The organism is Streptomyces bambusae (assembly GCF_020532645.1).
In the GTDB taxonomy this organism is placed as follows: domain Bacteria; phylum Actinomycetota; class Actinomycetes; order Streptomycetales; family Streptomycetaceae; genus Streptomyces; species Streptomyces bambusae.
Window position 1 is genome coordinate 1 of record NZ_JAJAUZ010000014.1, and the last position, 26,463, is coordinate 26,463.

21 protein-coding genes and 1 pseudogene are annotated in these 26,463 nt (G+C 72.2%); 16 read left to right on the forward strand and 6 right to left on the reverse strand.

Annotation, left to right across the window (positions count from 1 at the left end; translation table 11 throughout):
* Positions 1 to 61: 61 nt before the first annotated feature.
* On the reverse strand, positions 62 to 895 hold the full coding sequence (locus LG634_RS12305) for a ScbR family autoregulator-binding transcription factor (protein WP_226733788.1): 834 nt from the start codon (positions 893 to 895) through the stop codon (positions 62 to 64).
* Between the two features lie 208 nt (positions 896 to 1,103).
* Between LG634_RS12305 and LG634_RS12310 the strand changes: the two genes are divergently transcribed.
* From LG634_RS12310 to LG634_RS12320, 3 genes and pseudogenes are all read left to right on the forward strand, one after another.
* Positions 1,104 to 2,303 carry an IS701 family transposase gene (locus tag LG634_RS12310; protein WP_226733789.1) on the forward strand — a complete coding sequence of 400 codons (1,200 nt, stop codon included), beginning with the start codon at positions 1,104 to 1,106 and terminating at the stop codon, positions 2,301 to 2,303.
* A 110-nt stretch (positions 2,304 to 2,413) separates the two neighbouring features.
* Positions 2,414 to 2,806, forward strand: a complete 393-nt coding sequence (locus tag LG634_RS12315) for a YciI family protein (protein WP_226733790.1) — start codon at positions 2,414 to 2,416, stop codon at positions 2,804 to 2,806.
* Positions 2,803 to 4,070 (forward strand): annotated as a pseudogene (locus LG634_RS12320) (RNA polymerase sigma factor). The gene LG634_RS12315 and the pseudogene LG634_RS12320 overlap by 4 nt, the downstream one beginning before the upstream one ends.
* On the opposite strand, the gene LG634_RS12325 reads toward LG634_RS12320, so the two are convergent.
* The 3 genes from LG634_RS12325 to LG634_RS12335 all read right to left on the reverse strand — a co-directional run bounded on the left by LG634_RS12325 (position 4,036) and on the right by LG634_RS12335 (position 5,775).
* Positions 4,036 to 4,611: a dihydrofolate reductase family protein gene (locus LG634_RS12325; protein WP_226733791.1), complete on the reverse strand. Its 576-nt coding sequence runs from the start codon at positions 4,609 to 4,611 to the stop codon at positions 4,036 to 4,038. The pseudogene LG634_RS12320 and the gene LG634_RS12325 overlap by 35 nt on opposite strands.
* A 140-nt stretch (positions 4,612 to 4,751) precedes the next feature.
* Positions 4,752 to 5,192 (reverse strand): hypothetical protein, encoded by a 441-nt coding sequence (locus LG634_RS12330; protein ID WP_226733792.1) that lies wholly within the window; start codon positions 5,190 to 5,192, stop codon positions 4,752 to 4,754.
* Positions 5,193 to 5,211: 19 nt separating this feature from the next.
* Positions 5,212 to 5,775: a hypothetical protein gene (locus LG634_RS12335; protein ID WP_226733793.1), complete on the reverse strand. Its 564-nt coding sequence runs from the start codon at positions 5,773 to 5,775 to the stop codon at positions 5,212 to 5,214.
* Positions 5,776 to 5,917: 142 nt separating this feature from the next.
* On the opposite strand from LG634_RS12335, the gene LG634_RS12340 reads away from it, so the two are divergent.
* The 9 genes from LG634_RS12340 (at position 5,918) to LG634_RS12380 (ending at position 19,934) form a co-directional block, all read left to right on the forward strand.
* Positions 5,918 to 6,361 carry a winged helix-turn-helix transcriptional regulator gene (locus LG634_RS12340; RefSeq protein WP_226733794.1) on the forward strand — a complete coding sequence of 148 codons (444 nt, stop codon included), beginning with the start codon at positions 5,918 to 5,920 and terminating at the stop codon, positions 6,359 to 6,361.
* Between the two features lie 156 nt (positions 6,362 to 6,517).
* Complete coding sequence (locus LG634_RS12345; protein WP_226733795.1) at positions 6,518 to 7,504, forward strand: DUF1702 family protein; 987 nt, start codon at positions 6,518 to 6,520, stop codon at positions 7,502 to 7,504.
* Between the two features lie 118 nt (positions 7,505 to 7,622).
* Positions 7,623 to 8,603, forward strand: coding sequence for a DUF1702 family protein (locus LG634_RS12350; protein WP_226733796.1), 981 nt, complete (start codon positions 7,623 to 7,625; stop codon positions 8,601 to 8,603).
* A gap of 59 nt (positions 8,604 to 8,662) precedes the next feature.
* Positions 8,663 to 10,531, forward strand: a complete 1,869-nt coding sequence (locus tag LG634_RS12355; protein WP_372482416.1) for a CRTAC1 family protein — start codon at positions 8,663 to 8,665, stop codon at positions 10,529 to 10,531.
* Positions 10,532 to 10,536: 5 nt separating this feature from the next.
* Positions 10,537 to 11,754 (forward strand): enediyne biosynthesis protein, encoded by a 1,218-nt coding sequence (locus tag LG634_RS12360; RefSeq protein WP_372482415.1) that lies wholly within the window; start codon positions 10,537 to 10,539, stop codon positions 11,752 to 11,754.
* Positions 11,751 to 17,555 carry a type I polyketide synthase gene (locus LG634_RS12365; RefSeq protein WP_226733798.1) on the forward strand — a complete coding sequence of 1,935 codons (5,805 nt, stop codon included), beginning with the start codon at positions 11,751 to 11,753 and terminating at the stop codon, positions 17,553 to 17,555. The genes LG634_RS12360 and LG634_RS12365 overlap by 4 nt, the downstream gene beginning before the upstream one ends.
* On the forward strand, positions 17,552 to 18,040 hold the full coding sequence (locus tag LG634_RS12370) for an acyl-CoA thioesterase (RefSeq protein ID WP_226733799.1): 489 nt from the start codon (positions 17,552 to 17,554) through the stop codon (positions 18,038 to 18,040). The genes LG634_RS12365 and LG634_RS12370 overlap by 4 nt, the downstream gene beginning before the upstream one ends.
* Complete coding sequence (locus LG634_RS12375; RefSeq protein ID WP_226733800.1) at positions 18,037 to 18,585, forward strand: flavin reductase family protein; 549 nt, start codon at positions 18,037 to 18,039, stop codon at positions 18,583 to 18,585. Before LG634_RS12370 ends, LG634_RS12375 begins: the two co-directional genes overlap by 4 nt.
* The gene (locus tag LG634_RS12380; RefSeq protein WP_226733801.1) at positions 18,582 to 19,934 is read left to right on the forward strand and encodes a cytochrome P450; all 1,353 of its coding nucleotides are present in this window, start codon (positions 18,582 to 18,584) and stop codon (positions 19,932 to 19,934) included. Before LG634_RS12375 ends, LG634_RS12380 begins: the two co-directional genes overlap by 4 nt.
* A 156-nt stretch (positions 19,935 to 20,090) precedes the next feature.
* Here LG634_RS12380 and LG634_RS12385 read toward each other — a convergent pair whose 3' ends face one another.
* Together LG634_RS12385 and LG634_RS12390 are read right to left on the reverse strand one after the other, a co-directional pair.
* Positions 20,091 to 20,861, reverse strand: a complete 771-nt coding sequence (locus LG634_RS12385) for a helix-turn-helix domain-containing protein (RefSeq protein WP_226733802.1) — start codon at positions 20,859 to 20,861, stop codon at positions 20,091 to 20,093.
* A 25-nt stretch (positions 20,862 to 20,886) separates the two neighbouring features.
* The gene (locus tag LG634_RS12390; protein ID WP_226733803.1) at positions 20,887 to 21,960 is read right to left on the reverse strand and encodes a ParB/RepB/Spo0J family partition protein; all 1,074 of its coding nucleotides are present in this window, start codon (positions 21,958 to 21,960) and stop codon (positions 20,887 to 20,889) included.
* A 322-nt stretch (positions 21,961 to 22,282) separates the two neighbouring features.
* Here LG634_RS12390 and LG634_RS12395 point away from each other — a divergent pair, with 322 nt between their 5' ends.
* The 4 genes from LG634_RS12395 (at position 22,283) to LG634_RS12410 (ending at position 26,313) form a co-directional block, all read left to right on the forward strand.
* Positions 22,283 to 22,813, forward strand: a complete 531-nt coding sequence (locus tag LG634_RS12395) for a DUF5987 family protein (protein ID WP_226733908.1) — start codon at positions 22,283 to 22,285, stop codon at positions 22,811 to 22,813.
* Positions 22,810 to 24,468 (forward strand): FAD-dependent oxidoreductase, encoded by a 1,659-nt coding sequence (locus tag LG634_RS12400; RefSeq protein WP_226733804.1) that lies wholly within the window; start codon positions 22,810 to 22,812, stop codon positions 24,466 to 24,468. The genes LG634_RS12395 and LG634_RS12400 overlap by 4 nt, the downstream gene beginning before the upstream one ends.
* A 352-nt stretch (positions 24,469 to 24,820) precedes the next feature.
* Positions 24,821 to 25,294, forward strand: a complete 474-nt coding sequence (locus LG634_RS12405; RefSeq protein WP_226733805.1) for an acyl-CoA thioesterase — start codon at positions 24,821 to 24,823, stop codon at positions 25,292 to 25,294.
* Positions 25,295 to 25,503: 209 nt separating this feature from the next.
* Positions 25,504 to 26,313 carry a TIGR03084 family metal-binding protein gene (locus LG634_RS12410; protein ID WP_226733806.1) on the forward strand — a complete coding sequence of 270 codons (810 nt, stop codon included), beginning with the start codon at positions 25,504 to 25,506 and terminating at the stop codon, positions 26,311 to 26,313.
* Positions 26,314 to 26,463: the final 150 nt, after the last annotated feature.

Genomic DNA, 26,463 nt, shown 5'->3' on the forward strand with positions numbered 1-26,463 from the left:
CCGGGGGGGGGGGGGGGGGGCGGGGGCGCCCCCCCCCCCCCCCCCCCCCCCCACGCGGGGTTCAGGAGCCCGGTGCCGCGGTCGGCGCCGGGCGGCCCTTGCGGGTGGTGTCCGGGCGCCGGCCCCGGCCGGGGCGGGGCGCGGAGAAGGCCGCGGCGCCCGTGCCGCCGGTGGTGGCGCCCGCGGGACCGGTGCCGTTGGCCGGGGCGGCGGATGCGGAACCGTCGGGGGAGGCCGGCGCCGGACCGCCGTCGGCGGCGTGGTCCGCAGGGTCGGGCACGAGGACGTCCTCGGCGTCCTCGGCGGGGGCCAGGATGCCGGTGAGGACCAGCCGCCAGATCCGCTCCAGCAGTTCGCCGCTGCCCTCCGCCGGCGCGGGCGCGCCGGTGTCGCGCTGCCGGCGGGCCAGGATCTCCGCGCCCGTCACCAGGTGCGCGGCCAGCGCCGCCACCGTCTCGGGGTGCGCGCTCGGCCGCAACCGGCCTTCGTCACGCGCCTGCCGGACCAGATCGCGGGCGGCAGGCACCCACAGGTCCGACCACTGCGGGGCACCGGGGCGCTCCCGCTCCAGGCGTACGAGGGCCCGTACCGCCGGGTCGTTCTCGACCAGCCGGGTCAGCTCCAGGGTGAGGGCCACCAGCCGGCGCAGCGGGGGCGTGCGGCGGGTGCGGATCCGCTCGACGGCCGTCCCGACCGCTGCGTTCCCGACCTCCTCCACTGCGCGTGCGAGCTCCTCCTTCGACGAGAAGTGGAACGTCAGGCCGCCGCTGGAGATGCCGGCCGCTCTGCAGATCCGCGACAGGGACGCACCGGCATAGCCGTCGCGGTCGAACTGCTCGGCTGCGGCGCGGACGAGGGAACTGCGGCTCCTCGCGGCCCTTTCCTGCTTCACCATGATCACTCCGGGGGGGATTCGTCCCAGCGTGCGCGGATCCGCGGGCCGAAGGCAACGCAGAGTTGCCGAAGTGCCTCCGACTTGGCGAAGTGGCGGCGAACGGCCCGCGCCGGGAACCCCACTGTGCCGACCGCTGGAAAAAAAGAGAACGATCGCTATGCTAATCAGCGTGTTCGCCTGGACGGTTGATGGAGAAGGGGAACGTGCCATGGCAGCCAACGACCTGACCCGTGCTCGGGTGCCGGTGTCCGTGATAACCGAGCAGATCTTCGGGCACCTGCCGCGCGCCGATCAGCGGCACTGGGCCCAGGCGTACCTCCAGGGCCTGCTGACGACGGAGGGCAAGAAGTCCGTACGCCGCATCGCGGCGACCGTGTCCGACTCCCCGACCGCCTCGCAGTCGATGCACCAGTTCGTCAACGCCAGCCCCTGGGAGTGGGCGCCGGCGCGCACCGAGCTGATGCGCTGGGTCGAGCGGCGGCTGGCGCCGAAGGCCTGGGTGCTGGAGGCCGCGGTGCTGCGCAAGCGCGGCGACCACTCCTGCGGGGTGCACCGGCGCTTCGTGCCGGAGACCGGCCGCTCGGTGAACTGCCAGGTCGGTGTGGGGGCGTTCCTCACCAACGGCACCGACTCGGTGCCCACCGACTGGGGGCTGCTGCTGCCCGGCAGCTGGGCCACCGACGAGGCGCGCCGGTCCCGCGCCCGGGTGCCGGCCGGCGTCGCGCACCGGGCCATCGAGCAGCACGCGCTGGACCTCGTCGACGGCATGGGCGCCGGGACGCACCTGAGCGCGCCGCCGATCGTCGCCGACCTCAGCTCGCACGCGGGCGCCGCCTCCCTGGTGCGGGGGCTGAGCGCGCGGGGCCGCGACTTCGTCGTCGCGGTGTCCGGCCGTACGCCGGTGGTGCCGGGCTCGCACCTGATGGCGAACCAGGCGTACGCCGGGGACATGCCGGCGGCCGTCGAGGCGCAGCGGTTCTTCGAGCTGAAGACCGGCAGCCACCTGCGGATGGACTCCATCGGGGTGGCCGGCCGCGAGGGCCGGCCGGGCCGGGCGTCCGTGATGACGGGCCTGGTGCGGCTGCCGGAGGCGCGGCTCGGCCGGCAGGCGCAGCAGCACACGTACCGGCTGTTCGCGGTCCGGCAGTACGCGGGCCGGCGCTCGACCCGGATGTGGCTGACGAACATGGTGCACCGGCGCACCGAGGAACTGGTGGCGCTGGCGCAGCTGCACCGGCGTGCCGGGGCGACCGTGCAGACCCTGGAGCAGGACTTCGGCCTGCTCGACTTCGAAGGCCGGTCGTACCCGGGGTGGCACCACCACATGACGCTGGTGTCGGTGGCCTACGCGTACAGCCGCCTGGAGCTGCCCGGTGACGCCGCGATGGCCGCGGTCCGCACCGCCTGAACGCCCGACCGCCCCGCTCCTGCGTTCTCCATCCCCCCGTAACGCAGGAGCGGGGCCTTTTGCACGTCCGCACGGAAGTACTGCACGAGCACCACGGAAGGAAGCCGGCGTTGAAGTACGTCGCGATGATCTACGGGAACCAGGAGCTGTGGGACACGGTCCCCGCCGAGGAGTGGCCCGCTGCGCTCGCCCGGCAGGAGGCGTTCAACCGGAAGTACCGGGAGAGCGGCGAACTGCTCGGCGCCTACGGCCTGGCGGACGCGTCCGCGGCCCGCCTGGTGCGCCGCGAGGGCGGGCTGCCGGCGGTCACCGACGGCCCCTACCTGGAGACCAAGGAGTACCTCGCGAGCTTCTACCTGCTGGACTGCGCGGGGCCGCAGCGGGCCCAGGAGATCGCCGCCGACCTGCCGTTCGCCGACGTCCGGCCGGTGGAGCTGTGGCCCGTGCTGCACGCGGACGGGGATGCGGGCGGGGACGGGGACGCGGACGGCGGCGGCGCGTGAGCGGACCGCAGGGGTACGAGGAGCTGCTGCGGGAGGCGGCGCCGCCGGTCCTCGGCGCCCTGGTGCGGCGGTACGGGAACTTCGACGCGTGCGAGGACGCCGTGCAGGAGGCGCTGCTGGCGGCCGCACGGCAGTGGCCCGCCGAGGGCGTCCCCGGCAACCCGCGGGGCTGGCTGTACACCGTCGCCACCCGCCGCCTCGTCGACGAGCTGCGCCGGGAGTCGGCCCGGCGGCGGCGCGAGGACGCCCTGGCGCAGGCCCGGCCGCCGTCCGCGCTGCCCGGCCCGGAGGCCGACGCATGCCGGAGACCGACCGGGACGACTCGCTCGCCCTGCTGTTCCTGTGCTGCCATCCCGCGCTGTCCTCGCCGAGCCGGGTCGCGCTCACCCTGCGCGCCGTCGGCGGCCTGACGACCACGCAGATCGCCGCCGCCTTCCTGGTGCCCGAGGCGACCATGGCCCAGCGGATCAGCCGGGCCAAGCAGACCGTGAAGAACTCCGGCCTGCGGTTCGCGGTGCCCGAGGGGGATGCGGCCACGGCCCGGCTGGCCGAGGTGCAGCACGTCCTCTACCTGGTGTTCAACGAGGGCTACACGGCGGCGGGCGGGGCGGACCTGACCGCGCCGGAGCTGTCCGCCGAGGCGATCCGGCTCGCCCGGCTGCTGCACCGGCTGGTGCCCGACGACTGCGAGACCGCCGGACTGCTGGCCCTGATGCTGCTCACCGAGGCGCGCCGGCCGGCCCGGACCGGGCCCGGCGGGGACCTGGTGCCCCTGGCCGAACAGGACCGGACGCGGTGGAACCGGGCGCTGGTCGAGGAGGGCACGGAGCTGATCGGCCGGACCCTGCCGCGCGGCCGGGTCGGCCCGTACCAGCTGCAGGCGGCCGTCGCCGCCGTCCACGACGAGGCGGAGAGCGTCGGGGACACCGACTGGCCGCAGGTCCTCGCCCTGTACGAGCTGCTGGAACGGGTGGAGCCGAACCCGGTGGCCACGCTCAACAAGGCGGTCGCCGTGGCCATGGTGCACGGCCCGGCCGCCGGGCTCGGGGTGCTCGACGAGCTGGCCGGGGACCCGCGGGTCGCGGCCCACCACCGGCTCGCGGCCACCCGGGGTCACCTGCTGGAACTCCTCGGCCGGGACGCGGCGGCCGCGGACGCCTTCCGGGCGGCGGCCCGGGGCACGGCCAGTGCGCCGGAGCGCCGGCACCTGGAGGGCCGGGCGGCACGGCTCACGCCTGCGCGTCAGCCTGCCGCAGGTGCCTGAGCAGGACGACCCGCGAGTCGAACGTGCGGGTCTCGACGAGCTCCAGGCCGGTGCGCCGGTCCTGCTCGCGGAAGACGGGCTTGCCACCGCCCAGGACCACCGGGTGCACGCAGATCCGGAACTCGTCGACCAGGCCGTGCCCGGTGAGGAACGTGGCCAGTTCGGAGCCGCCGAACAGGACCAGGTCGGCGCCGGACTCCTTGAGGGCGGTCAGCTGCGCGACGACGTCCGTGCCGATCACCCGGGTGTTCCAGTCGGCCTTCTCCAGGGTGCGGGACACGACGACCTTGGGGGCCTTGCGCCAGAGCGGGGCGAACGCGAGGTCGTGCTCGTGGGTCGAGTACTCCTCGGCCTTCGGCCAGAAGCCCGACATCAGATCCCAGACCTTCCGGCCGTACAGGAACACCGTGTTCTCGCCCGAGGTCAGCTCGTGGGAGTACGCGGAGAGCTCCGGGCCCATGGCCGGCCAGTCGAACTCGCCGCCGGGGCCCTCGATGAAGCCGTCGAGGGACTGGTGGACGAAGTGGATGAGGCGGCCCATGGCTGGCTCCTGTCGGTGCGGGTGCGGCGCCGTTGTGGCGCGCTGTCACCCGTAAGTCGGAGCCGGGGCCGGGGTCTCTACACGGTGGTGGAGGGAAATCCGGGGATCTTTTCCGGGGCCGGGGCCGGGGCCGGGGCGCCTCAGGCGCGGGCGCGGGTGCGCGGTGGCATCAGGTGGCGGTGGGCCAGGAGGGCCAGGAGGCCGTAGCCGACCAGGAGGAGGGCCGCGGTGAAGATCCATTCGCGGGAGCCCCCGGGCCGGTAGACCCGGCCCGGGTTGCCCACGTCCACCGCTTCGGCGGAGCGGCCGACGGCCAGGGAGCCGCGGCCGCTGCCGTACAGGGTGATGTCCTCGCGTTCGACCGACCCGTCGGCGGACTTGAACGTGCCGGACCACTCGCAGGTCTCGTGGCCGGGGTGGGCGATGCAGGTGAGCCGGCTTGCCGTGAACGAGCCCGCCACCCCGTCCGCCATCGCGGCCCGCGCCGCGTTGCCCACGTTGGGCAGCGCCACGTAGACCAGCAGGCAGGCGAAGGCCAGCAGGAGGGAGCCGGCGAATGCGGAGGGGCGGCGGGTGCTCATGGCCTGGTCTGCCGTTCCGTCAGGCCGTCAGGGCGCAGTCGCACTTGGCGGTGGCGTTGTCCGCCCGGTCCCGGCGGGTGTGCAGCCACATCGCGACGATCATCGGGAGGGTGACGATCGCGTTGTAGAAGAGGTGCAGCTCCACACGGGGGAACGCGAGCTGGAGGATGCTGGTGGGGACGGCCTTGCCCGCGATGTACGCGCCGGCCAGTGCCTGGCACAGCAGCAGCAGGTGCTCGAAGTGGTGCCAGACCTGGATGCCCAGGGTGACGTTCCACCACTTGCGGGAGGCACCGGTGAAGCCGCGGCGGAAGAGGATGAAGCCGACGAGCATGACGACCGCGTACCCGTAGTGCATCCACTCGGACTTCACCAGCCACGGGAACGGCACGCCGAGCACGCCGCGGGCTTCCGGAACCTTCCAGCCGAGCATGTAGATCTGGATGGCCTGGGCGAGGTGCTCGGCCCAGTGGGCCAGCACGATGACCAGGAAGATCCGCAGGCCCACCTTGTGGAACCTGCTGTTGAGCGTCTCCATGAAACCGGTCTTCGCGGCGGACGGTGCATGCGTTCCGGTTGCCATCGGGGGGCCTCCAGCCTCGGTATTTTTCCGGAGGCTATCTCAGCAGCGGACGGCCCGAAGCGGCTTCTTTCGGATTGCGGACTTTCGGTCAGCCGAAAATCAGAGGGTCCTTTCAAGCAACTCACCCGCTATTTTGGGCAGCATGCTGAAGAGGACCTATGAAGGCCAGGACTGCAATCTCGCGCGCTCGCTGGAGGTGATCGGCGAGCGCTGGAGCCTGCTGATCGTCCGTTCCGCGCTGCTCGGCGTGAAGCGTTTCGACGGCTTTATGGGGCAATTCCCGATCGCCCGTAATGTCCTGACGGCCCGGCTCGCCCGGCTCGTGGAGCTCGGGATCATGGAGAAGGTGCCCTATCAGGACAAGCCGGTGCGGCACGAGTACCCGTTGACTCCCATGGGGCGCGATCTCGCCACCGCCGTCATCGCCCTGATGCAGTGGGGTGACCGCAATCTGCCGTTGGAAGAGGGGCCGCCGCGGCGGGCCGAACACATCGGCTGCGACGGCCATGTGCACGTGCGCCTCGACTGTGAAAGGTGTGACCGGGATGTCGCAGGGGAAGAAGTAGCGGTTCGGCGTATTCGCTGACTTGCCGAAGTAGTGCCGAAAGTCGCTGCGGGACCCGCTTAATGGGCTGAAGTGCGGAACGAGTTACGCACTTCCGAAGATGCCTCGTGCTATAGCGGCTGAGGACGATTGGGCCTCCCGCCACCAACCCAGGTGGCCCCGCGTAGGAGGCGCGACGTGGCAACGGCAACGGGAGCTCTCCGCAAGCTCCTCATGGCACCGTCCCTGTACGACGTGAGCTTCGCCGGCCGGGGGTTCCCGGTCACGGCGACGGCGGCCACCGCCCAGCTGGAGAGCATCCCGCAGGCGGTCGTCACCGGCTTCGAGTGGGGCATCGAGTCCCGCAACCTGTGGGAGACCGAGCGCCGGCTCTCCCTCGTCGACCCCGAGCTCCAGGGGTTCGCGTACGAGGGTGCGACCATGGCCGCCACCATCCGGGACGTGATGGGCCCGGGCCGCGGCCCCCGCACCCAGGAGCTGATGGAAGGCGCCAACGGGCGCCGCCACATCTTCCTCAACTACATCGGCATCGGCTTCGCCATGGCCAAGCTGCCCCGTCCGCTGTGGAAGAAGATCATGCCGGAGCTGCACGGCGACGAGTTCTACCCGCCGATGAGCTGGCTCGCCGTCGACGGCTACGGCTTCGACCGGGCGTACTTCGACACCCGCCGCTGGATCGACGAGCAGCGCCTGGACAGTCCGTACCCGTGGGACGGCCACCCCGGCTACTTCCAGCGCGCGTTCGACCAGGGGGTCGGGCGCGCGCTGTGGTTCATCCACGGCGCGCACGTCGACAACGTGACCGCGGCCGTGCTGCGGTTCGCCTCCGAGCGGCGGGCCGACCTGTGGGCCGGCGTCGGGCTGGCCGCCACCTTCGCCGGCTGCTCCACTCCGGAGGACCTGGCCGCGCTGTACTCCGCCAGCGGCGAGCACCGCGGGCACCTGGGGCAGGGCTCGGTGTTCGCCGCCAAGGCCCGGCACTTCTCGCGGACCGTCCCCGAGCACACCCGCACGGCCGTGCACGCGCTGGCCGGACTGACCGTCGAGCAGGCCGCCGCGCTCGCCGACGACGCCACCCCCGACCTCGGCTCCCAGGGCCCGGTGCCGGTGTACGAGCAGTGGCGCACCGCCGTGCGCGAGCAGCTCCTCGTGAATGCCGTTTGAGCATTCCTGGAGTGGACGGCCCGTCGGCCGAACGTGATCGTTGGATCGGAATTCTGTAATTCGCACGGGAAATTCAGGGAAAGAGAAAAATACACGAGGGGCGGTTTGGAACGTGTCCATGTTGCGAGCGCTGAGGCGCCGAGTTCTCACACCAAATGTCCGGGAAACACACCTGGACCGACGTGGATTCCACGTGAAGAACCCGGAAGCGAAGAACCAGCTGGAAACCGTGGGGTGCACGTTCCTCCAGGGCTATGCCTATGCCGTCGAGGCCCGTTCCGCGGCGGAGGCCGAGGAATGGCTGGAGACCGTCCCGGTCGCCTACCGAGGGTTCGCGTACGAGGGCGCCGGCATGGGCGCCGTCATGCTCGACTCGCTCTCCGGCAGCGACAAGCGCCTGACCGGCCTCCTGGAGGGCGAGGGCCGCAACCACGACTACATGATCTGGGTCGGGGTGGGCTGGGCGATGGCCCGGCTGCCGAAGTTCCTGTGGCCGGACATCGCGAAGACCGACCCCGTGCTGCGCTGGCTGATCCTCGACGGATACGGCTTCCACCAGGCGTACTTCAAGACCGAGGCCTACGTGCGCAAGCCGCACCTGGAGCACAAGTTCAGCTGGGCGGGCGGCCCGGACGCCTACAGCCGGCGGGCGCTCGACCAGGGCATCGGCCGGGCACTGTGGTTCGTCGGCGGCACCGACCCCGACGTCGTGGCCGGGCTGATCGCCGCGTACCCCGAGCACCGGCACGGCGACCTGTACGCCGGCTCCGGCCTCGCCTGCACCTACGCGGGCAGCGCCGACGAGCAGGAGCTGAAGCGTTTCGCCGAGCACGCCGGCAAGCACCTCCCCAACCTCGCGCAGGGCTCCGCCTTCGCCTCCGAGGCCCGGGTCAAGGCCGGTACGACGATCGACCACACCCGGATGGCGGCCCGCGTGCTGTGCGGCGGCCGCACCCCCGAGGAGGCCGCGCAGGTCTGCCTGGACACCCGTCCCGAAAGCTGCTCCGGCGGTGAAATCCCCGCCTTCGAAACGTGGCGGCAGCAGATCGCCGAGCGTATTTCCGTTCCCGCGTATTCCCAGAAGGGCGCGAGCGCATGACACAGCAACCAGTCTCCTGGCTGCGCAAGCAGTCCGCGGGAATCGTCGCACTCGCCCTCATGGTGAGCGTCTTCTACGCGGTGCAGCCGGACGAGTCCTCGGCCGCGGAAAAGCGCGACCTCGCGAAGTCCTTCGCATTCGAGCCGATGTCCATCGCCATGCCGGCCGGCTACAAGCAGCAGACGGTCCGCAAGGTGAACAAGGCGTACAAGCACATCGAGGCGTGGATCTCCTCGGTCGGCGCCGGCGTCGCCATGAACGACATCGACAACGACGGGCTCCCCAACGACCTGTGCATCACCGACCCGCGCATCGACCAGGCGGTCGTCACCCCGGCGCCGGTCCCCGGCCGCAAGAGCGCCTCGTACGAGCCGTTCGTGCTCGACCCGGCGCCGCTGCCGAAGAGCAAGTACAGCGCCCCCATCGGCTGCGTCCCCGGTGACTACAACGAGGACGGCGCCACCGACCTGCTCGTCTACTACTGGGGCCGCACCCCGGTGATCTTCCAGCAGAAGAAGGAGGCCTGGGACAAGAAGATGGCGCCCAAGGCCGAGTGCTTCGAGCCGGTCGAGCTGGTCCCGGGCAACGGCGGCAGCATCTACACCGGCCCGCTGTGGAACTCCAACGCGGCCGCGGTCGCCGACTTCGACGGCGACGGCCGCAAGGACATCTACATCGGCAACTACTTCCCCGAGAGCCCCGTCCTGGACTGGACGAAGGACGGCGGGGTCACGATGAACGACTCCATGTCGCACGCCCAGAACGGCGGCGGCGGGCACTTCTTCCTGCGGACCGCCGCCGGCGGCTACAAGCAGATCCCCGGCACCGACGTCGTCCCCAAGGGCCGCGCCAAGGGCTGGACCCTGGCCGCCTCCGCCACCGACGTCGACGGCGACCTGCTGCCCGAGCTGTACCTCGGCCTCGACTTCGGTTCCACCACGCTGCTGCACAACCGCTCCACGCCCGGCAACCTCAAGTTCAAGGAGGTCAAGGCCGCCCACAACGGCCTGATGCCGAAGTCGAAGGAGATCGGCCGCAGCTCGTTCAAGGGCATGGGCATCGACTGGGCCGACCTGAACGGCGACGGCATCCTCGACGCCTTCCTGTCGAACATCACGACCTCCTTCGGCATCCAGGAGTCGAACTACACCTTCATCAGCAAGGCGAAGAGCATCGACGACCTGCACAGCAAGATGAGCGACGGCAAGGCGCCCTGGAAGGACGACAGCGCCTCCCTCAACACCGCCTGGTCCGGCTGGGGCTGGGACGCCAAGATGGCCGACTTCGACAACGACGGCCGTCCGGAGATCACCCAGGCCACCGGCTTCGTGAAGGGCAAGCGCAGCCGCTGGGCGCAGCTCCAGGAGCTCGCCACCGCCAACGACCAGCTGCTGCGGCACCCGTACTGGTGGCCGAAGGTGGAAGCGGGCGACGACCTCGCCGGCGACCAGTTCCTGCGCTTCTGGACCCGCAACGGGGACAAGTACGACTCGATCTCCAAGGAGCTCGGGCTGGACGTGCCCGTCCCCACCCGCGGCATCGCCACCGGTGACGCCGACGGCGACGGGCGCCTGGACATGGTGGTGGCCCGCCAGTGGGACGCCCCGGTCTTCTACTGCAACCTGAGCCCCGCCCAGAACGACTTCCTCGGCCTGAAGCTGGTCGACGAGAAGGGTTCCCCGGTGGTCGGCGCCCAGGTGACGGTCGCCTTCCCCGACGGGAAGAAGCTGCTCGGCCGCGTCGACGGCGGCAGCGGCCACTCCGGAAAGCGCAGCACCGACGTCCACATCGGCCTCGGCAAGGTCAGCGGGCCCGTCCAGGCCAACATCTCCTGGCGGGACGCGACCGGCCAGGTCCGCAAGCAGGCTCTTTCGCTGAGCCCCGGCTGGCACTCGGTCCAGCTCGGCACCGAGGCCAAGGAGAAGTGACGACCGTGTCGACGACGACCCCCACCGCAGCGCCCGCCGCTGCCGCCGGCAGCCCAGCCAAGCCCGCCGCGGCACCGCGGCACGACCCCAAGGTGATCATCGCCCTCAAGCGGTTCGCCATCTCCATCTCGGTGCTGAACATCCTCGGCTACACCGTGCTCGGCTTCGAGCAGGGCTGGCTGTGGCCGTTCATCGCCGTGGCCACCGGCTACACCACCGAGATCGTCCTCGAATGGATCAGCGCCAAGGGCGAGGGCCGCGCGCCGCGCTTCGGCGGCGGCGGGTTCAAGGGGCTCGTGGAGTTCCTGTACCCCGCGCACATCACCAGCCTCGCAGTGAACATGCTGACGTACGTCAACGACCGCTACTGGGTCATGATGTTCGGCGTCGTCGTCGCCGTCGGCACCAAGCACGTGCTGCGCGCCCCGCTCAAGGGCCGGATGCGGCACTACATGAACCCGTCGAACTTCGGCATCATGATCATCCTGGTGCTGTTCCCGTGGGCCAGCATCGCCCCGCCGTACCACTTCACCGAGTACCTGACGGGCACCACCGCCCCCGGTGACTGGATCCTCCCGGCGGTCATCATCACCCTCGGCACCATGCTCAACGGCAAGCTCACCGGACGCATGCCGCTGATCATGGGCTGGCTCGTCGGCTTCGCGCTCCAGGCGATCATCCGCGGCTGGATGTTCGACACCTCCATCCCCGCCGCCCTCGGCATGATGACGGGCACCGCCTTCGTGCTCTTCACCAACTACATGGTCACCGACCCGGGCACCTCGCCCTCGAAGAAGTCCTCGCAGATCGCCTTCGGCGCCGGCGTCGCAGCCGTCTACGGCCTGCTGATGGCCGTCAACATCACGTACGGCATCTTCTTCGCCACCGCGATCGTCTGCCTGATCCGCGGCCTGTACCTGTGGGGCCTGCACTTCCAGGAGAAGCAGCGCACGGCCGCCGCCAAGGCCACGACGCTGCGCCCCGTCGAGCCGCTCGCCGTCGTCCCGGCGCCCGCGCCGGCCGCCGTGCCCGCCGCCGCGGCGTCCGTCGAGGCCCCGGTCAAGCTGCCCGCCGTCGACGACACCATCCCCGTCTCGGTCGTCGCGGCCGCCCCGGTCTCCGCGGTCACCGACCCGTGCACCGCCGGCACCTGCCAGCACGGCAAGTGCGCGGCCATGCGGGCCGAGGCCGCGAAGAACGAGAAGGTGAGCGTGACCCTGTGACGAGAATCGCCATCGTCGGGATGGCAGGCCGCTATCCCGACGCGAGCACCCACCGCGAGCTGTGGGAGAACGCGGTCGCCGGCCGGCGGGCCTTCCGCCGCCTGCCCGACGTCCGCATGAACCTCGCCGACTACTGGGACGCGGACCCGGCCGCACCGGACCGCTTCTACGCCCGCAACGCGGCCGTCCTGGAGGGCTACTCCTTCGACCGCATCGCCCACCGGATCGCCGGCAGCACCTACCGGTCCACCGACCTCACCCACTGGCTGGCCCTGGAGACCGCCTCGCACGCCCTGGCCGACGCCGGGTTCGCAGCCGGCGAGGGCCTGCCGAAGGAGCGCACCGGCGTCATCGTCGGCAACACGCTCACCGGCGAGTTCTCCCGCGCCAACGTGATGCGGCTGCGCTGGCCGTACGTACGCCGGGTGCTCGCGGCCGCCCTGAAGGCCGAGGACTGGGAGGACGAGAAGACCGCCGACTTCCTCGCCGGCGTGGAAGAGGCCTACAAGCAGCCCTTCCCCGCCATCGACGAGGACACCCTCGCCGGCGGCCTCTCCAACACCATCGCCGGCCGGATCTGCAACTACTTCGACCTCAACGGCGGCGGCTACACCGTCGACGGCGCCTGCTCCTCCTCGCTGCTGTCGGTGACGACGGCCGCCACCGGCCTGGTCAACGGCGACCTCGACGTGGCGATCGCGGGCGGCGTGGACCTGTCCATCGACCCGTTCGAGATCATCGGCTTCGCCAAGACCGGCGCCCTCGCCAAGCGCGAGATGCGGCTCTACGACCGCGGCTCCAACGGCTTCTGGCCCGGCGAGGGCTGCGGCATGGTCGTCCTCATGCGCGAAGAGGACGCCCTCGCCGCCGGCCACCGCATCTACGCCTCCGTCGCCGGCTGGGGCATCGCCTCCGACGGCCAGGGCGGCATCACCCGCCCCGAGGTCAGCGGCTACCAGCTCGCCATGCGCCGCGCCTACGAGCGGGCCGGGTTCGGCGCCGACACCGTGCCCCTCTTCGAGGGCCACGGCACCGGCACCGAAGTCGGCGACGCCACCGAACTCACCGCCATCATGGGCGCCCGCCGCGAGGCGGACCCCAAGGCACCGACCGCCGCGATCAGCTCCATCAAGGGCATGATCGGCCACACCAAGGCCGCCGCCGGCGTCGCCGGACTCATCAAGGCCGCCATGGCCGTGGACGCGGCCATGCTGCCGCCTGCCATCGGCTGCGTCGACCCGCACGACCTGCTCACCGACGAGCAGGCCAACCTGCGGGTGCTGCGCAAGGCCGAGGCCTGGCCCAAGGACGCCCCGCTGCGCGCCGCCGTCACCGCCATGGGCTTCGGCGGCATCAACACCCACGTCGTCGTCGACAAGGCCGTCCCCAAGCGGCGCCCGGCCCCCAGCCGCCGCGCCACCACCCTCGCCGCCTCCCTCCAGGACGCCGAACTGCTCCTGGTCGACGGCGAGTCCCCGGCCGCGCTGGCCGCCCGCCTCACCGAGGTGGCCGGCTTCGCCGCGCAGCTCTCGTACGGGCAGATCGGCGACCTCGCCGCCACCCTCCAGCGGGACCTGCGTGAACTCCCCTACCGGGCGGCCGCCGTGGTCACCTCCCCGCAGGACGCCGAGCAGCGGCTGCAGTCGCTCGCCGACGCCGTCGGGCAGGGCACCACCTCGCTGTTCTCCCAGGACGGCCGGACCTTCCTCGGCAAGGCCGCCGAGGGCGACGCCCGGATCGGGTTCCTCTTCCCCGGCCAGGGCTCCGGCAAGGGCACCGGCGGCGGGGCGCTGCGCCGCCGCTTCACCGAGGCCGCCGAGGTCTTCGACAAGGCGGGCCTGCCCACGTCCGGCGACATGGTCGCCACCGACGTCGCCCAGCCGCGGATCGTCACCGGCTCCACCGCGGGCCTGCGGGTCCTGGACGCCCTCGGCATCGAGGCCGACGTCGCCGTCGGCCACAGCCTCGGCGAACTGTCCGCCCTGCACTGGGCGGGCGCCTTCGACGCGGCCGGCGTGCTGGAAGCCGCCCGGGTACGGGGCGCTGCGATGGCCGAGCACAGCGCCTCGGGCACCATGGCCTCGCTCGCCGCCGCCCCCGAGGCGGTCGCCCCGCTGACCGACGGGCTCGACGTGGTCGTCTCCGGCTACAACGGCCCCGCGCAGACCGTGGTCGCCGGCACCGTCGACGCCGTCGAGGCGGTCGCCGCGCGGGCCGCGCAGGCCGGCGTCACGTGCACCCGCCTCGCCGTCTCGCACGCCTTCCACTCGCCGCTGGTCGCCCCGGCCGCCGAGTCCTTCGGGGCCTGGCTGGACGAGGCGGACTTCGGCGCCGTCGACCGGCGGATCGTCTCCACCATCACCGGCACCGACCTCGACGAGGACGAAGACCTCGCCGGGCTGCTGCGCCGCCAGATCACCGACCCGGTCCGCTTCACCCAGGCCGTCGAGGAGGCCGCCGCGGACGTCGACCTCTTCGTCGAGGTCGGCCCCGGCCGGGTGCTCTCCTCCATGGCCGCGGCCACCGTGGACGTGCCCGCCGTCGCCCTCAACACCGACGACGAGTCGCTCAAGGCCCTGCTGTCGGTCGTCGGCGCCGCCTACGTGGCGGGCGCCCCCCTGATCCTGGAACGGCTCTTCCGCGACCGGCTCACCCGGCCGCTGGAGATCGGCGCCGAGTTCAGCTTCCTCACCAGCCCCTGCGAGCAGGCACCCGAGATCAGCCTGCCGGCAGGCCGCGCCCCGCGCGCGGACGCCGCCGGCGAGGACACCGCGGACGGGACCGCGGCCGTCGAGGGCGAGTCCGCCCTCGACGTCCTGCGGGCGCTCGTCGCCGAGCGCGCCGAACTGCCGCCGGAGCTCGTCGCCGACGACAGCAGCCTCCTCGACGACCTCCACATGAGCTCCATCACCGTCGGCCAGATCGTCAACCAGGCCGCCACCAGGCTCGGGATCGGCGCCGCGCACGTGCCGACCAACTTCGCCACGGCCACCGTGGCGCAGCTGGCCCAGGCCCTGGAGGAACTGGTCGGCGCCGGCAGCGGCTCGGGCAGCGGCCCGCTGGTCACCGGCTCCGCCGTGTGGGCCCGCCCGTTCGCGGTGGACCTCGACGAGGTGGAGCTGGTGCCGGGCGCCGCGGGCGACAACGGCCACTGGGAGCTGTTCACCGCCGGCGAGGGCACCTTCGGGCAGCAGCTCAAGGAAGCCCTGGAGCACGCCGGCGTCGGCGCCGGCGTGGTGGTCTGGCTGCCGCCGGCCTGCCCCGCCGCCCACATCGAGCAGGCCCTCGACGCCGCCAAGTCGGCGCTGGCCGGCGACCGGCAGCGGCGGTTCGTGCTCGTGCAGCACGGCCGCGGCGCCGCCGGCCTCGCCAAGACCCTCCACCAGGAAGGCCACCTGCGGACCACCGTCGTCCACACCCCCGAGCCCGGCCCGGACACCGTCGCCGCCGTCGTCGCCGAGGTCGCGGCCACCGGCCGCTTCACCGAGGTCCACTACGACGCCGACGGGGTGCGCCGGGTCCCGACCCTGCGGGCCCTGCCCGCGGCGGCCGCCCGTACCGAGCACGTCATCGGCTCCGACGACGTCCTGCTCGTCACCGGCGGCGGCAAGGGCATCACCGCCGAGTGCGCCCTCGCCGTGGCCAAGGAGACCGGCGCCAGGCTGGCCGTCCTCGGCCGCTCCGACCCGGCGCAGGACCAGGACCTCGCCGGCAACCTCGCCCGGATGGCCGACAGCGGCGTCACCGTCGCCTACGCCAGCGCCGACGTCACCGACCCGGCCCGGGTCGCGGCCGCCGTCGCCGAACTCGCCGGCAAGCTCGGCCCGGTCACCGCGCTGCTGCACGGCGCCGGCCGCAACGAACCCGGCGCCCTGACCTCCCTGGGCATCGAGGACTTCCGGCGCACCTTCGCGCCGAAGGTCGACGGCCTGCGGGCCGTGCTCGACGCCGTCGGCGAGGGCAACCTGAAGCTGCTCGTCACTTTCGGCAGCATCATCGGCCGGGCCGGCCTGCGCGGCGAGGCCCACTACGCCACCGCCAACGAGTGGCTGGCCGACATCACCGAGGAAGTGGCCCGCAACCAGCCCGGCTGCCGGGCGCTGTGCATGGAGTGGTCGGTCTGGTCCGGCGTCGGCATGGGCGAGAAGCTCTCCGTCGTCGAGACGCTGTCCCGCGAGGGCATCGTCCCGGTCTCCCCGGACGCCGGCGTCGAGATCATGCTCCGGCTGATCGGCGACCCCGACGCCCCGGTCGTCACCGTCATCAGCGGCCGCACCGAAGGCATCGGCACCGTCCGCAAGGACCTGCCGCAGCTGCCGCTGCTCCGCTTCACCGGCACCCCGCTGGTGCGCTACCACGGCGTCGAGCTGGTCACCGAGGTCGAACTCAACGCCGGCACCGACGCCTACCTGGCCGACCACCTCCTCGACGGGAACCTGCTGCTCCCCGCCGTCCTCGGCATGGAGGCCATGGTCCAGGTCGCGCACGCCGCCACCGGCTGGGAGAAGGTCCCCGTCATCGAGGGCGCCAAGTTCCTGCGGCCCATCGTGGTGCCGCCCAACGGCTCCACCCGGATCCGGATCGCGGCCACCGTGACCGGCGCCGACACCGTGGACGTCGCCATCCACGCGGAGGACACCGGCTACATCGCCGAGCACTTCCGCGCCCGGCTGCTCTACGGCGAACTGCCCGCACCCGAGGGCAAGCCCGAGCAGGTCCCCGCCGGGGTGCCGGCCGCCCCGCTGGAGCCCGTCGCGGACCTGTACCGCAGCGGAGTCCTCTTCCAGGGCGACCGCTTCCAGCGGCTGCGGCACTTCCACCGGGCCGCCGCCCGGCACGTCGACGCCGACGTGGCGCTCGGCGCCCCGCACGGCTGGTTCGCCCCGTACCTGCCGGCGCAGCTGCTGCTGGCCGACCCGGGCATGCGCGACGCCCTCATGCACGGCAACCAGGTCTGCGTCCCCGACGCGACCCTGCTGCCCTCCGGCATCGAGCGACTGTACCCGCTGGCCGCCGGGGTGGACGTACCGGCACAGGTCCGCTACTGCGCGACCGAGCGCTACCGCGACGGTGACACGTACGTGTACGACATCGCGGTCCGCGACGCAGCCGGCACGGTCGTCGAACGCTGGGACGGCCTCACCCTGCACGCCGTACGGAAGAACGACGGCGCCGGACCCTGGGTCGAGCCGCTCCTCGGCTCGTACCTGGAACGCACCCTGGAGGAGGTGCTCGGCACGCACATCGCGGTCGCGGTGGAGCCCGACGGGCCCGACACCGACGGCTCGGTGGAGTCCCGGCGGGCGCAGACGGCGATCGCCGTCCAGCGCGCGCTCGGCGACACCACCGACATCCGCTACCGGCCCGACGGCCGGCCCGAGACCGACGGCGGCCGGGAGATCTCCGCGGCCCACGGCCTCGGCGTCACCGTCGGCGTGGTCGCGGACCGCACCGTGGCCACCGACGTGGAGGCCGTCAACGTCCGCTCCCGGGAGGAGTGGGCGGGCCTGCTCGGCGAGCACGCCCCGCTGGCCGCCCTCGTGGCCGCCGAGACGGGCGAGGCGCCGGACACCGCGGCCACCCGGGTGTGGAGCGCCGTCGAATGCCTGAAGAAGGCGGGGGTACTGGCGGGGGCGCCGCTCACGCTGGCACCCGGGGCACGGCCCAACTGGGTCGTCTTCACCGCCGGCGGGCTGCGCATCGCGACCTTCGTCACCGCACTGCGCGGGGCGCTCGACCCGGGCGTCTTCGCCTTCCTCACCGACACGTCCGCCGGCACGACGGGATCCTCCTCGTCATGACCGGCCACGCGGACGGACCGGGCTACTTCGAGTACCGGCACACGGTCGCCTTCGCGGAGACCGACCTCGGCGGCACGGCCGACTTCGTGCAGCACCTGCGCTGGCAGGCGCGCTGCCGGCAGCTGTTCCTGCGCGGAACGGAGTTCGGGACGGCGGTCGGGGACGACCTCGACACCGGACGCAGCGGTCTGCGGCTGTTCACGCAGCACGTCGAGTGCGAGCTCTTCGAGGCGGTGGCGGCACTCGACCGCCTGTCCGTCCGCATGCGGGTGGCCGACATCGGCCACACGCAGTTCGACTTGACGTTCGACTACGTCAAGGGGGCAGGTCAGGGCGGCGTCACGGTGGCCCGCGGCAGGCAGCGCATCGTCTGCCTGCGCGGGCCGGCGGGCGCCCCCGTCCCCGCCCTGATCCCCGACGCGCTGGCCCAAGCGCTGGCGCCCTACGCGGCCGGACCCCGGTCGTTGGCAGGGAGGCAGATATGAGTCTCATGGCCGCTCCGTCCGCGGAGCTCGTCGACATCGATGACAGAAAGCAGTTGCGCGGGGTCCTCGGGGCCTTCCCCACCGGCGTCACCGTGGTGACCGTCGGCGGGGAGCAGCCCCGGGGCATGACGGCCAATTCCTTCACGTCCGTCTCGCTCGCGCCGCCGCTGGTCCTGATCTGCGTCAACAACGACGCCGTCATGCACCAGAAGCTCGCGGAGGCCTCCACCTTCTCCGTCTCGGTGCTCAGCGCCGGGCAGGAGGACGTGGCCCGGCACTTCGCCAACCACTCCCGGCCCGCCGGCACCGGCCAGTTCGAGGCCGTCGACTGGGTGCCGGGCCGGGCCGGCACTGCGCCGCTGATCGCGGGCGCCGTCGCGCACCTCGAGTGCGAGAAGTGGCGCGTCTACGACGGCGGCGACCACACGATCTACCTCGGCGAGGTCCTCACCGCCGGCCGCCGGGCCGGCAGCGAGGCCCTGCTCTTCGCCGGCGGCCGGTTCCGGCAGGTCGTGGCCGAGCGGAGCGAAGGCAGGGCGGCATGAGCCGGAAGCACCCACCGGGCCCACCCGTATGGGCGCTGCCCGGGCTCCTGAAGAAGCTCGCGGTGGACCGGCTGGCCATGATGGGCGACGCCGCCGCCCTCGGCGACGCCGTCCGCGTGAACATGGGCCCGAAGAAGCTGTACATCTTCAACCGGCCCGACCTCGCCAAGCACGTGCTGGCCGACAACGCCGACAACTACCACAAGGGCATCGGCCTGGTGCAGGCCCGCCGGGTCCTCGGCGACGGCCTGCTCACCAGCGACGGGGAGGTCTGGAAGACCCAGCGGCGGGCGGTGCAGCCCGCCTTCAAGCCCGGTCGCATCACCCGCCAGGCCGACGCCGTCGCGGAAGAGGCGGTCAAGCTGGTCGCCCTGCTGCGCCGCCACGAGGGCCAGGGGCCCGTCGACGTCCTGCACGAGGTCACCGGCCTCACCCTCGGCGTCCTCGGCCGCACCCTCCTCGACACCGACGTCAGCAAGTACGACTCGATCGCGCACGCCTTCGAGGAGGTCCAGGACCAGGCCATGCTGGAGATGGTCACCCAGGGCATGACCCCGGGCTGGCTGCCGTTCCCCGCCCAGGCCAGGTTCCGCCGGGCCCGCCGCGAACTCAACCGGGTCGCCGACGCCCTCGTCGCCGACCGGCAGGAGCGGATGGCGTACGGGGAACCCGCCGACGACGCGCTCTCCCGCATCATCATCGCCGCCCAGTCCCAGGAGCCCCACCCCGACCGGGTCCGGCAGCGGCTGCGCGAGGAACTCGTCACCCTGCTCCTCGCCGGCCACGAGACCACCGCCAGCACCCTCGGCTGGGTCCTGCACCTGCTGGACACCCACCCCGAGGTCCGCGAGGAGGTGCGCGCCGAGGCCCGCAACGTGCTCGGCGACCGCACCCCGGAAGCCGGCGACCTCCACAAGCTCGTCTACACGACCAAGGTCATCCAGGAGGCCATGCGGCTGTACCCGCCGGTCTGGGTGCTGCCCCGGGTCGCCCAGCAGGACGACGAGGTCGGCGGCTACCACGTCTCCAAGAAGGCCGACGTGCTGGTCTGCCCGTACGTCATGCACCGCAACCCGCGGCTGTGGGAGGACCCGGAGCGCTTCGACCCGGAGCGGTTCGACCCCCGGCACACGGCCGGCCGGGACCGGTACGCGTACATCCCGTTCGGCGCCGGACCGCGGTTCTGCATCGGCAGCAACCTCGGAATGATGGAGGCCGTGTTCGTCACCGCGCTGCTCACCCGCGACCTGGAGCTGCGCGGCGTACGGCGCGGCCCGGCGGTCGCCGAGGCGATGCTGTCGCTGCGGCTGCGCGGCGGACTGCAGATGACGGTGCACCCGGTGCGCTGAGCCCTCCCGGGAGCGCCCACGACGAAGGGGCCGGCTGCGGATCCACCGCGGCCGGCCCCTTCGTCGTGGGCGCTCTCCTCGTCGTGGGCGGTCCCTGCGGGCCGTGCGTCCAGGCACTGCGCCCGTGGGCCCGGAACGCCGCCGCGGCGGCCCCCGTCACTGCGCCAGGCGTCCCGGGCGGGGCGGGTCCTGGTCGATGCGGGCCAGCAGGACGGGCGGGTCCAGGACGTCCAGCGGGCGCAGCACGATCTCGGTGGGGCGCAGCAGGGCGCCCGGACGGACCGTCACGGGCCCGTACGAGCCCACCGACAGCACGCCGGAGTCCTCACGGCCCGGAGCGCCGCCCTGGCCGTACGCGGTCGAGTGCACCAGGATGTGCCAGACGCCGCCGGGGACGTCGCGCAGCTCGAAGGCGCCCGGTCCGTCCAGCACCAGCCAGCGGACCGGCCGGCCCTGCCGCACCCGGCTCGGGAACAGCCCGACGAAAATGGTGCCCGGCTCCTCGCCGGGCGGCAGCACGATCCGGCCGCGCAGCGAAAGACTGTGGGCCACCGAGGTGTTGCGGACGGCTGCCGCGGGTAATTTCGGCAGGACTCCGCCGAGTTCCCGGTAGGCGCTGGGCGAAAGGCCCACGCAGGCTTTGAAACGGGAACTGAAAGTACCGACGCTGCTGTATCCGACCTGGCTGCTGATGTCCGCCACACTGAAATCCGTATGGGTCAGGAGACGCTTTGCCTCCTGAATGCGGAGTGCGGAAAGGAAACGGCCCGGCGACGTTCCCGTCGCATCTCGGAAGATGCGAGTGAAATGGAATTTGCTGAACATCGCGGTGCGCGCCATGTCGTCGATGGTCAGATCCTGGCCGAGATTGACGTGCATGAAGCCGATCACCCGGCGGACGGCCTGCTCAATGGTCGTCGTGGTCACCGTATCTCCCTGTCGGTACGGCGCGTCAACGCCGAGTTGGCTGAGTCGCGTGGAGTTCCGGGAGCTTCGCCGTCAGGTTCGCGTGCCGGCGTACGGCCAGCTCGTCGGCGAAGCGCTGCCAGGTGTCCGAGCAGTGCCGCGCCAGGTCGGCGACGGCATCGACGCTGTGCGGCGGGACGGCCTCCAGGCGCTTGCGCCAGGCCTCGTCGACGATGAAGTGGGCGTGCAGCCAGCGGATGAATTCGCGGCCGGTGTCGGAGTGGCGCAGGGACGGGTCGTTGGCGAGCCGGCGCAGGGTGTCCAGCGGCGGGCGGGAGCGCGGCGAGCCGGCCCCCGGGGGCGGCTGCACCCGGTAGGCGGCCTGCGCGGCCCGCTCGGCGTCCCCCGGTTCCGCCTGGGGCCCGGCCGTCCGCTTCGTGGCCGGCGCGCCGGCCTGCCGGTTCTGCGGCACCGGGTCCTCGCCGCGCAGCAGCCGCCGCCGCACGTCGTGCGCCGTGCCCAGGGACAGGCCGGTCTTCTCCACCACCGTGCGCAGCGGCAGCGCCGGGTCCTGCGCGAGCAGCTCGGCGGCGTGCATCCGTTCGGCGGTGCGGTCCAGCGGATGGGCGCGGCCGTCCGCCCCGGTCCGGGTGTTCAAGGGCGGAGATCCCGCGGCTGAACACACCCGCACCCCCGCCACCGTCTTCGCGTCGAGGCCCACGTGCGCGGCCACCGCCCGGTCGGACAGGCTGGGGTCGGACGCCAGGATCCGGGCGGCCGCCGTCTTGCGGTCGGCCACCGACAGCGGCAGCCCGTTGGCGATGTTCGCGGCCACCGACCGCAGGAACACCTGGTCCTCGGTGCCTTCGAAGTAGCGGACCTCGACCGTGTCGAGGCCCTTGAGGCCGGCCGCCCGGATGCGGTGCATGCCGTCGACGACCCGCATGGTCGGGCGGTGCACGAGGACCGGCGGCAGCGAGGAGAAGACCGCTGCGAGGCGCCGTACATGAGATTTGTCGATTCCGCCGAGGCGCGGGGAATCGGCGGGAGTCAATTCGTCTATCCGCACGCGGTGCACGGGGGTCCCGGGCCGCACCGAGCCGTCGTCATCGGTTTTCACGTTTCCCCCAAGCATGAGACCTAGGCGCGCTTCTGTCTGACGTCTCGCCGCAGAAGGAATGTCACGTGCGGGTGAGGAATGCATCCGGGGTTGAAGCCTAGCCCTGAGCTCGCTCGGGGCGCGGACTCGGCCCGCCGTGACGGCGCAACTCTGGTGAGTCGCTCCCGCCTTCGGTGCGACTTTGGCTTGTTGCTTGAACGCAGGAGCGAGTCCTAGCTTTTATTTACGCCGCAAGGCACCCACTCAGAAGCACTCACGGAAGGAGATCGACTTGCGAGAGGAAAACGCACGAGTGGCGCCGAACGGCGAAGAAGACCGGACGATGACCCTGGAGGCCTATGCCGACACTATTGTCCCGGGGCGGAAGCGAACGGCCGAAGACCGCGCGATCGCCGGTGTCAGCACCGACGGCGGCGCGGTCGAGGCCGGCGCGCTGGAGCTCCTCCGCTGGGATGCCACCGGCATCCACGACGGAGTGGACGACCTGGCGGACCTCGCCAACACCCACGCCGAGGCCTACGCCGCGGAACTCGGGCTCGCCCTCGACGAGGACGTACCGCCCTTCGTGGCCCTCGACTACGGGCACCGGGTCGCCCTCATCCAGCGGCTGACCACCCCCGGCCACCCGGAGAAGGACTTCTGGGTGATGCTCTCGCTCTTCTGCAACATGGCCTACGACTCGGCCGCCCACCTGCACACCGCGGAGGCGATGGCCGCCGGCCACCCCGGCCTCCTCGCGATGGGCCTGCCGCGCCCCGGCGCCGACGGCCTGGTGCAGTTCGAGGACTACGGCTACGGCCGCGCATTCGCCCGCCTCCACCCGGACACCACCGCCTCTGGGAGCCCCGCATGAGCAACGCCGTCGAGCGCACGGACGTCCTGGTCATCGGAAGCGGCTTCGGCGGTGCGATCACCGCGTACCACCTGGCTGCAGGCGGTGCGAAGGTCACCGTGCTGGAGCGCGGCCCCTGGCTGCAGAGCAGTGAGTTCGAGCACGACTACAAGCTCGGCTCGTCCTACACCCGCGCCTTCGACTTCACGGTCGGCGACGGGATGAGCGTCCTCGGCGGCAACTGCGTCGGCGGCGGCAGCGTCGTCTACTTCGCCGCGATGCCGCGGGCCCCGCGCTTCGTCTTCGACCGGCACGGCTCCATCGGCCGCCGGATGTGGCCGGAGGCGGTCAGCCGCGACACCCTCGACCCCTGGTACGACCGCGTCGAGGAGTCCCTGTCCATCGAGAAGCAGGATTGGAGCGACGTCAGCTACGCCGGCGGCCTGTGGGCCGCGGCCTGCAACCACTCCGGACGCACCGCCAACCCGCTGCCCGCCGCCGTCGACAACACGAAGTGCGTCAACTGCAACTTCATGATGGCCGGCTGCCGCTTCGAGGCGAAGCAGTCGCTGCTGCTCAACTACCTGCCGGCGGCACTCGCCCACGGCGCCGAGGTCCGCCCGCTGCACGAGGTGCAGTACATCTCGCGGACCCCCGACGGCGACTACCGGGTCCACTTCAACATCGTCCACGACGAGGACTACCGCCTCCAGGCCGGCAGCGGCACGATCGACGCGAAGATCGTCGTCATCGCGGCCGGAGCCGGCGCCACGCCGGTGATCCTGCAGCGCAGCGAAGCCCACCTCGGCACGATGCCGCACGCGGTCGGCCGCTACTTCTCCGGCAACGGGGAGCGGCTCAACACGGCGATCATCGACGAGGAGAAGGCCGCCGCCCTGCTCGGCCTCGACCGCGGCAACGGCCTGGCCTACGCGGCCAACGCGATCGGCAAGGGCCCCACCGTGGCCAACTGGGACCGCCTCGACGGATCCCTGCCCGAATACACCCGCTACTCGCTGGAGCAGCTGTACTTCCCGCCCGGCCTGGGCACGATCCTCGCCCAGGTGCCCGATGCGACCGGCCCGACCTGGTTCGGTGCCGAGAAGAAGGAGATCCTCAAGCGCTGGACCTCGTGGCTGACCATCTTCACGATGATCGAGGACGACAACGAAGGAGTCTTCGGGCCGCCGCCCGCCACCGGCAACGCCCACCGGATATCCCAGCAGATGCTGGGCCGTGGAAACCTCAGCTACCAACCGACCGGCAACACCCAGAAGGCCTGGGACATGTCCGACGCCGAGGTCAAGGAGATCCTCGAGAAGGACGGCCTGGCCAAGGTGATGCCCTGGACGAACGACCTGGTCGGCGCCTATACGGTGCACCCGCTCGCCTCCTGCCGGATGGGTGACGACCCGCACACGTCCGCCCTCGACGACCGCAACGAACTGCGCGGCCACCCCGGGATCTTCGTCACCGACGGCTCGTCCGTCCCCGGCGCGCTGACGGTGAACCCGGCGATGACCATCTCCGCCCTCGCGGAACGGGCCGTCCCCGGCATCGTGGCCGCGGCCCGGGAGAAGGGCGTCGACGTCACCTACGGCGCCCCCGCGCCGAGCGGCGGCAAGGCCGGCCGCAGGGGCGTACTGCCGCTGGTGGACGGGCTCACGAACCGCTGACGCAGCGGACGGGCCGGCCGGCGCCACGCACCGGCCCGACGCACCGCACGGCCTGACGCACCGCACCTGCTCGACGCACGCACCCGCTCGATGCACCGCACCTGCTCGATGCACCGCACCTGCTCCATAGCACCGCTGGACCACGGCACACGGCACCGCTTCTCGGCACGTCCCGTCCGCGGCGAGAGATCGCTCCGGGCGGATGTGTCCGCCAGGTGAGTTGTTTCAAGCAACTCCCCCTCGAACGTCCGCACCACCCGCCCCGCTGCACGACTGCACCCCGTACCACCTGGTCTCACCGGACCTCGACGCACCCACCGGAACCCATACGACGACACGAAGGACACCTGCCATGACCGCGACCGCCACCACCGACTACTTCGAGTACCGTCACACCGTCGGCTTCGAGGAGACCAACCTCGTCGGCAACGTGTACTACGTGAACTACCTCCGCTGGCAGGGCCGCTGCCGGGAGCTGTTCCTGAAGCAGAAGGCGCCCGCGGTCCTGGCCGACGTCCAGGACGACCTGAAGCTCTTCACCCTCAAGGTGGACTGCGAGTTCTTCGCCGAGATCACCGCCTTCGACGAGCTGTCGATCCGGATGCGGCTGACCGAGCAGGCGCAGACCCAGCTGGAGTTCACCTTCGACTACGTCAAGCTCTCCGAGGACGGCACCGAGACCCTCGTGGCCCGCGGCCGGCAGCGCATCGCCTGCATGCGCGGCCCCAACACCGCCACCGTGCCCTCGCTCATCCCGGACGCACTGGCCCAGGCGCTCGCCCCGTACGCCTCGAACGTGCGCTCCCTGATCGGCCGGGCCGCCTGAGCCGGCCGCGCGGGCCCGGCGCCCGCCTCCTCGCCCCCGTCGTACCCGCCCGGTGAGTTGCATCAAGAGACCTGCTCGGCACGGAACGCAGCGCAGTACGCACCACCGCCCTCCGGGGCGCCCCCAGACCTGGAAAGTGCACCACCCCGCCCGGTGAGTTGCATGAAGCAACACACCCCCTCGAACCCCTCTCTCCGAAGGAGCCGGACATGAGCATCAGCGTCGTTCTCAAGGACCTCACCGCCGACATCGACGAGGTCGCCCGCCTGGTCGAAGACCTCGACGACAGTGCCTGGCACGGGCCGACGCCGGCCACCGGCTGGAGCATCGCCGACCAGATCGCCCACCTGACCTTCATCTTCACGCTGGCCAAGACGGCCGCGGCGGCCCCCGAGACGTTCAAGCAGATCACCGCGGCGGCGGCCGGCGACTTCGACGGGGCGGTGAACGCGGCGCTCCAGCAGTACAACAAGTTCCCGCCGAAGGAGCTGCTCGCCCGGTTCCGCGCCGAGGGCGAGGCGTCGGTGGCCGCGCTGGCCGCGGTGCCGGAAGGCCAGGTCGTGCCGTGGCTGGTCAATCCACTCCCGCCGGTCGTGCTCGCCTGCGCCGGGATCATGGAGCTGTTCGGTCACGGCCAGGACATCGCGGACGCCCGCGGAGTGCGCCGCGAGCCGACCGACCGGCTGCGCCACCTCGTCAACTTCGCCTTCCTGACGCGGGACTTCGGCTACGAGTCGCACGGCCTGACGCCGCCGGACGGGCCGTTCCGGTTCGAGCTGACCGGGCCGTCGGGCGACGTGTGGACGGTCGGGCCGGAGGACGCCACGCAGCGGATCAGCGGCTCCGCGCACGACTTCTGCCTGCTGGTCACCCGGCGCCGGCACCGCGACGACCTCGACCTGACGGCCACCGGCGAACAGGCCGAGCAGTGGCTGGGCATCGCCCAGGCGTACCGGGGGCCGGCGGGGGAGGGCCGGCAGCCGGGTCAGTTCGCCGAGCTCGCGGACGCCCGCCGGTGACGGCGGCTTCACGGGGGCGCCGCCGGCTTGAGCGGCGCCCCCCGGAGCCCGGCCGCCGGGCGGCCCGGTCCCCCCGCACCCCCACCCCCACCCCCACCGCTGCCGGTATGGCCGGCGCCAGGGCCCGAAGCCCACCACCGAGGAGAACGA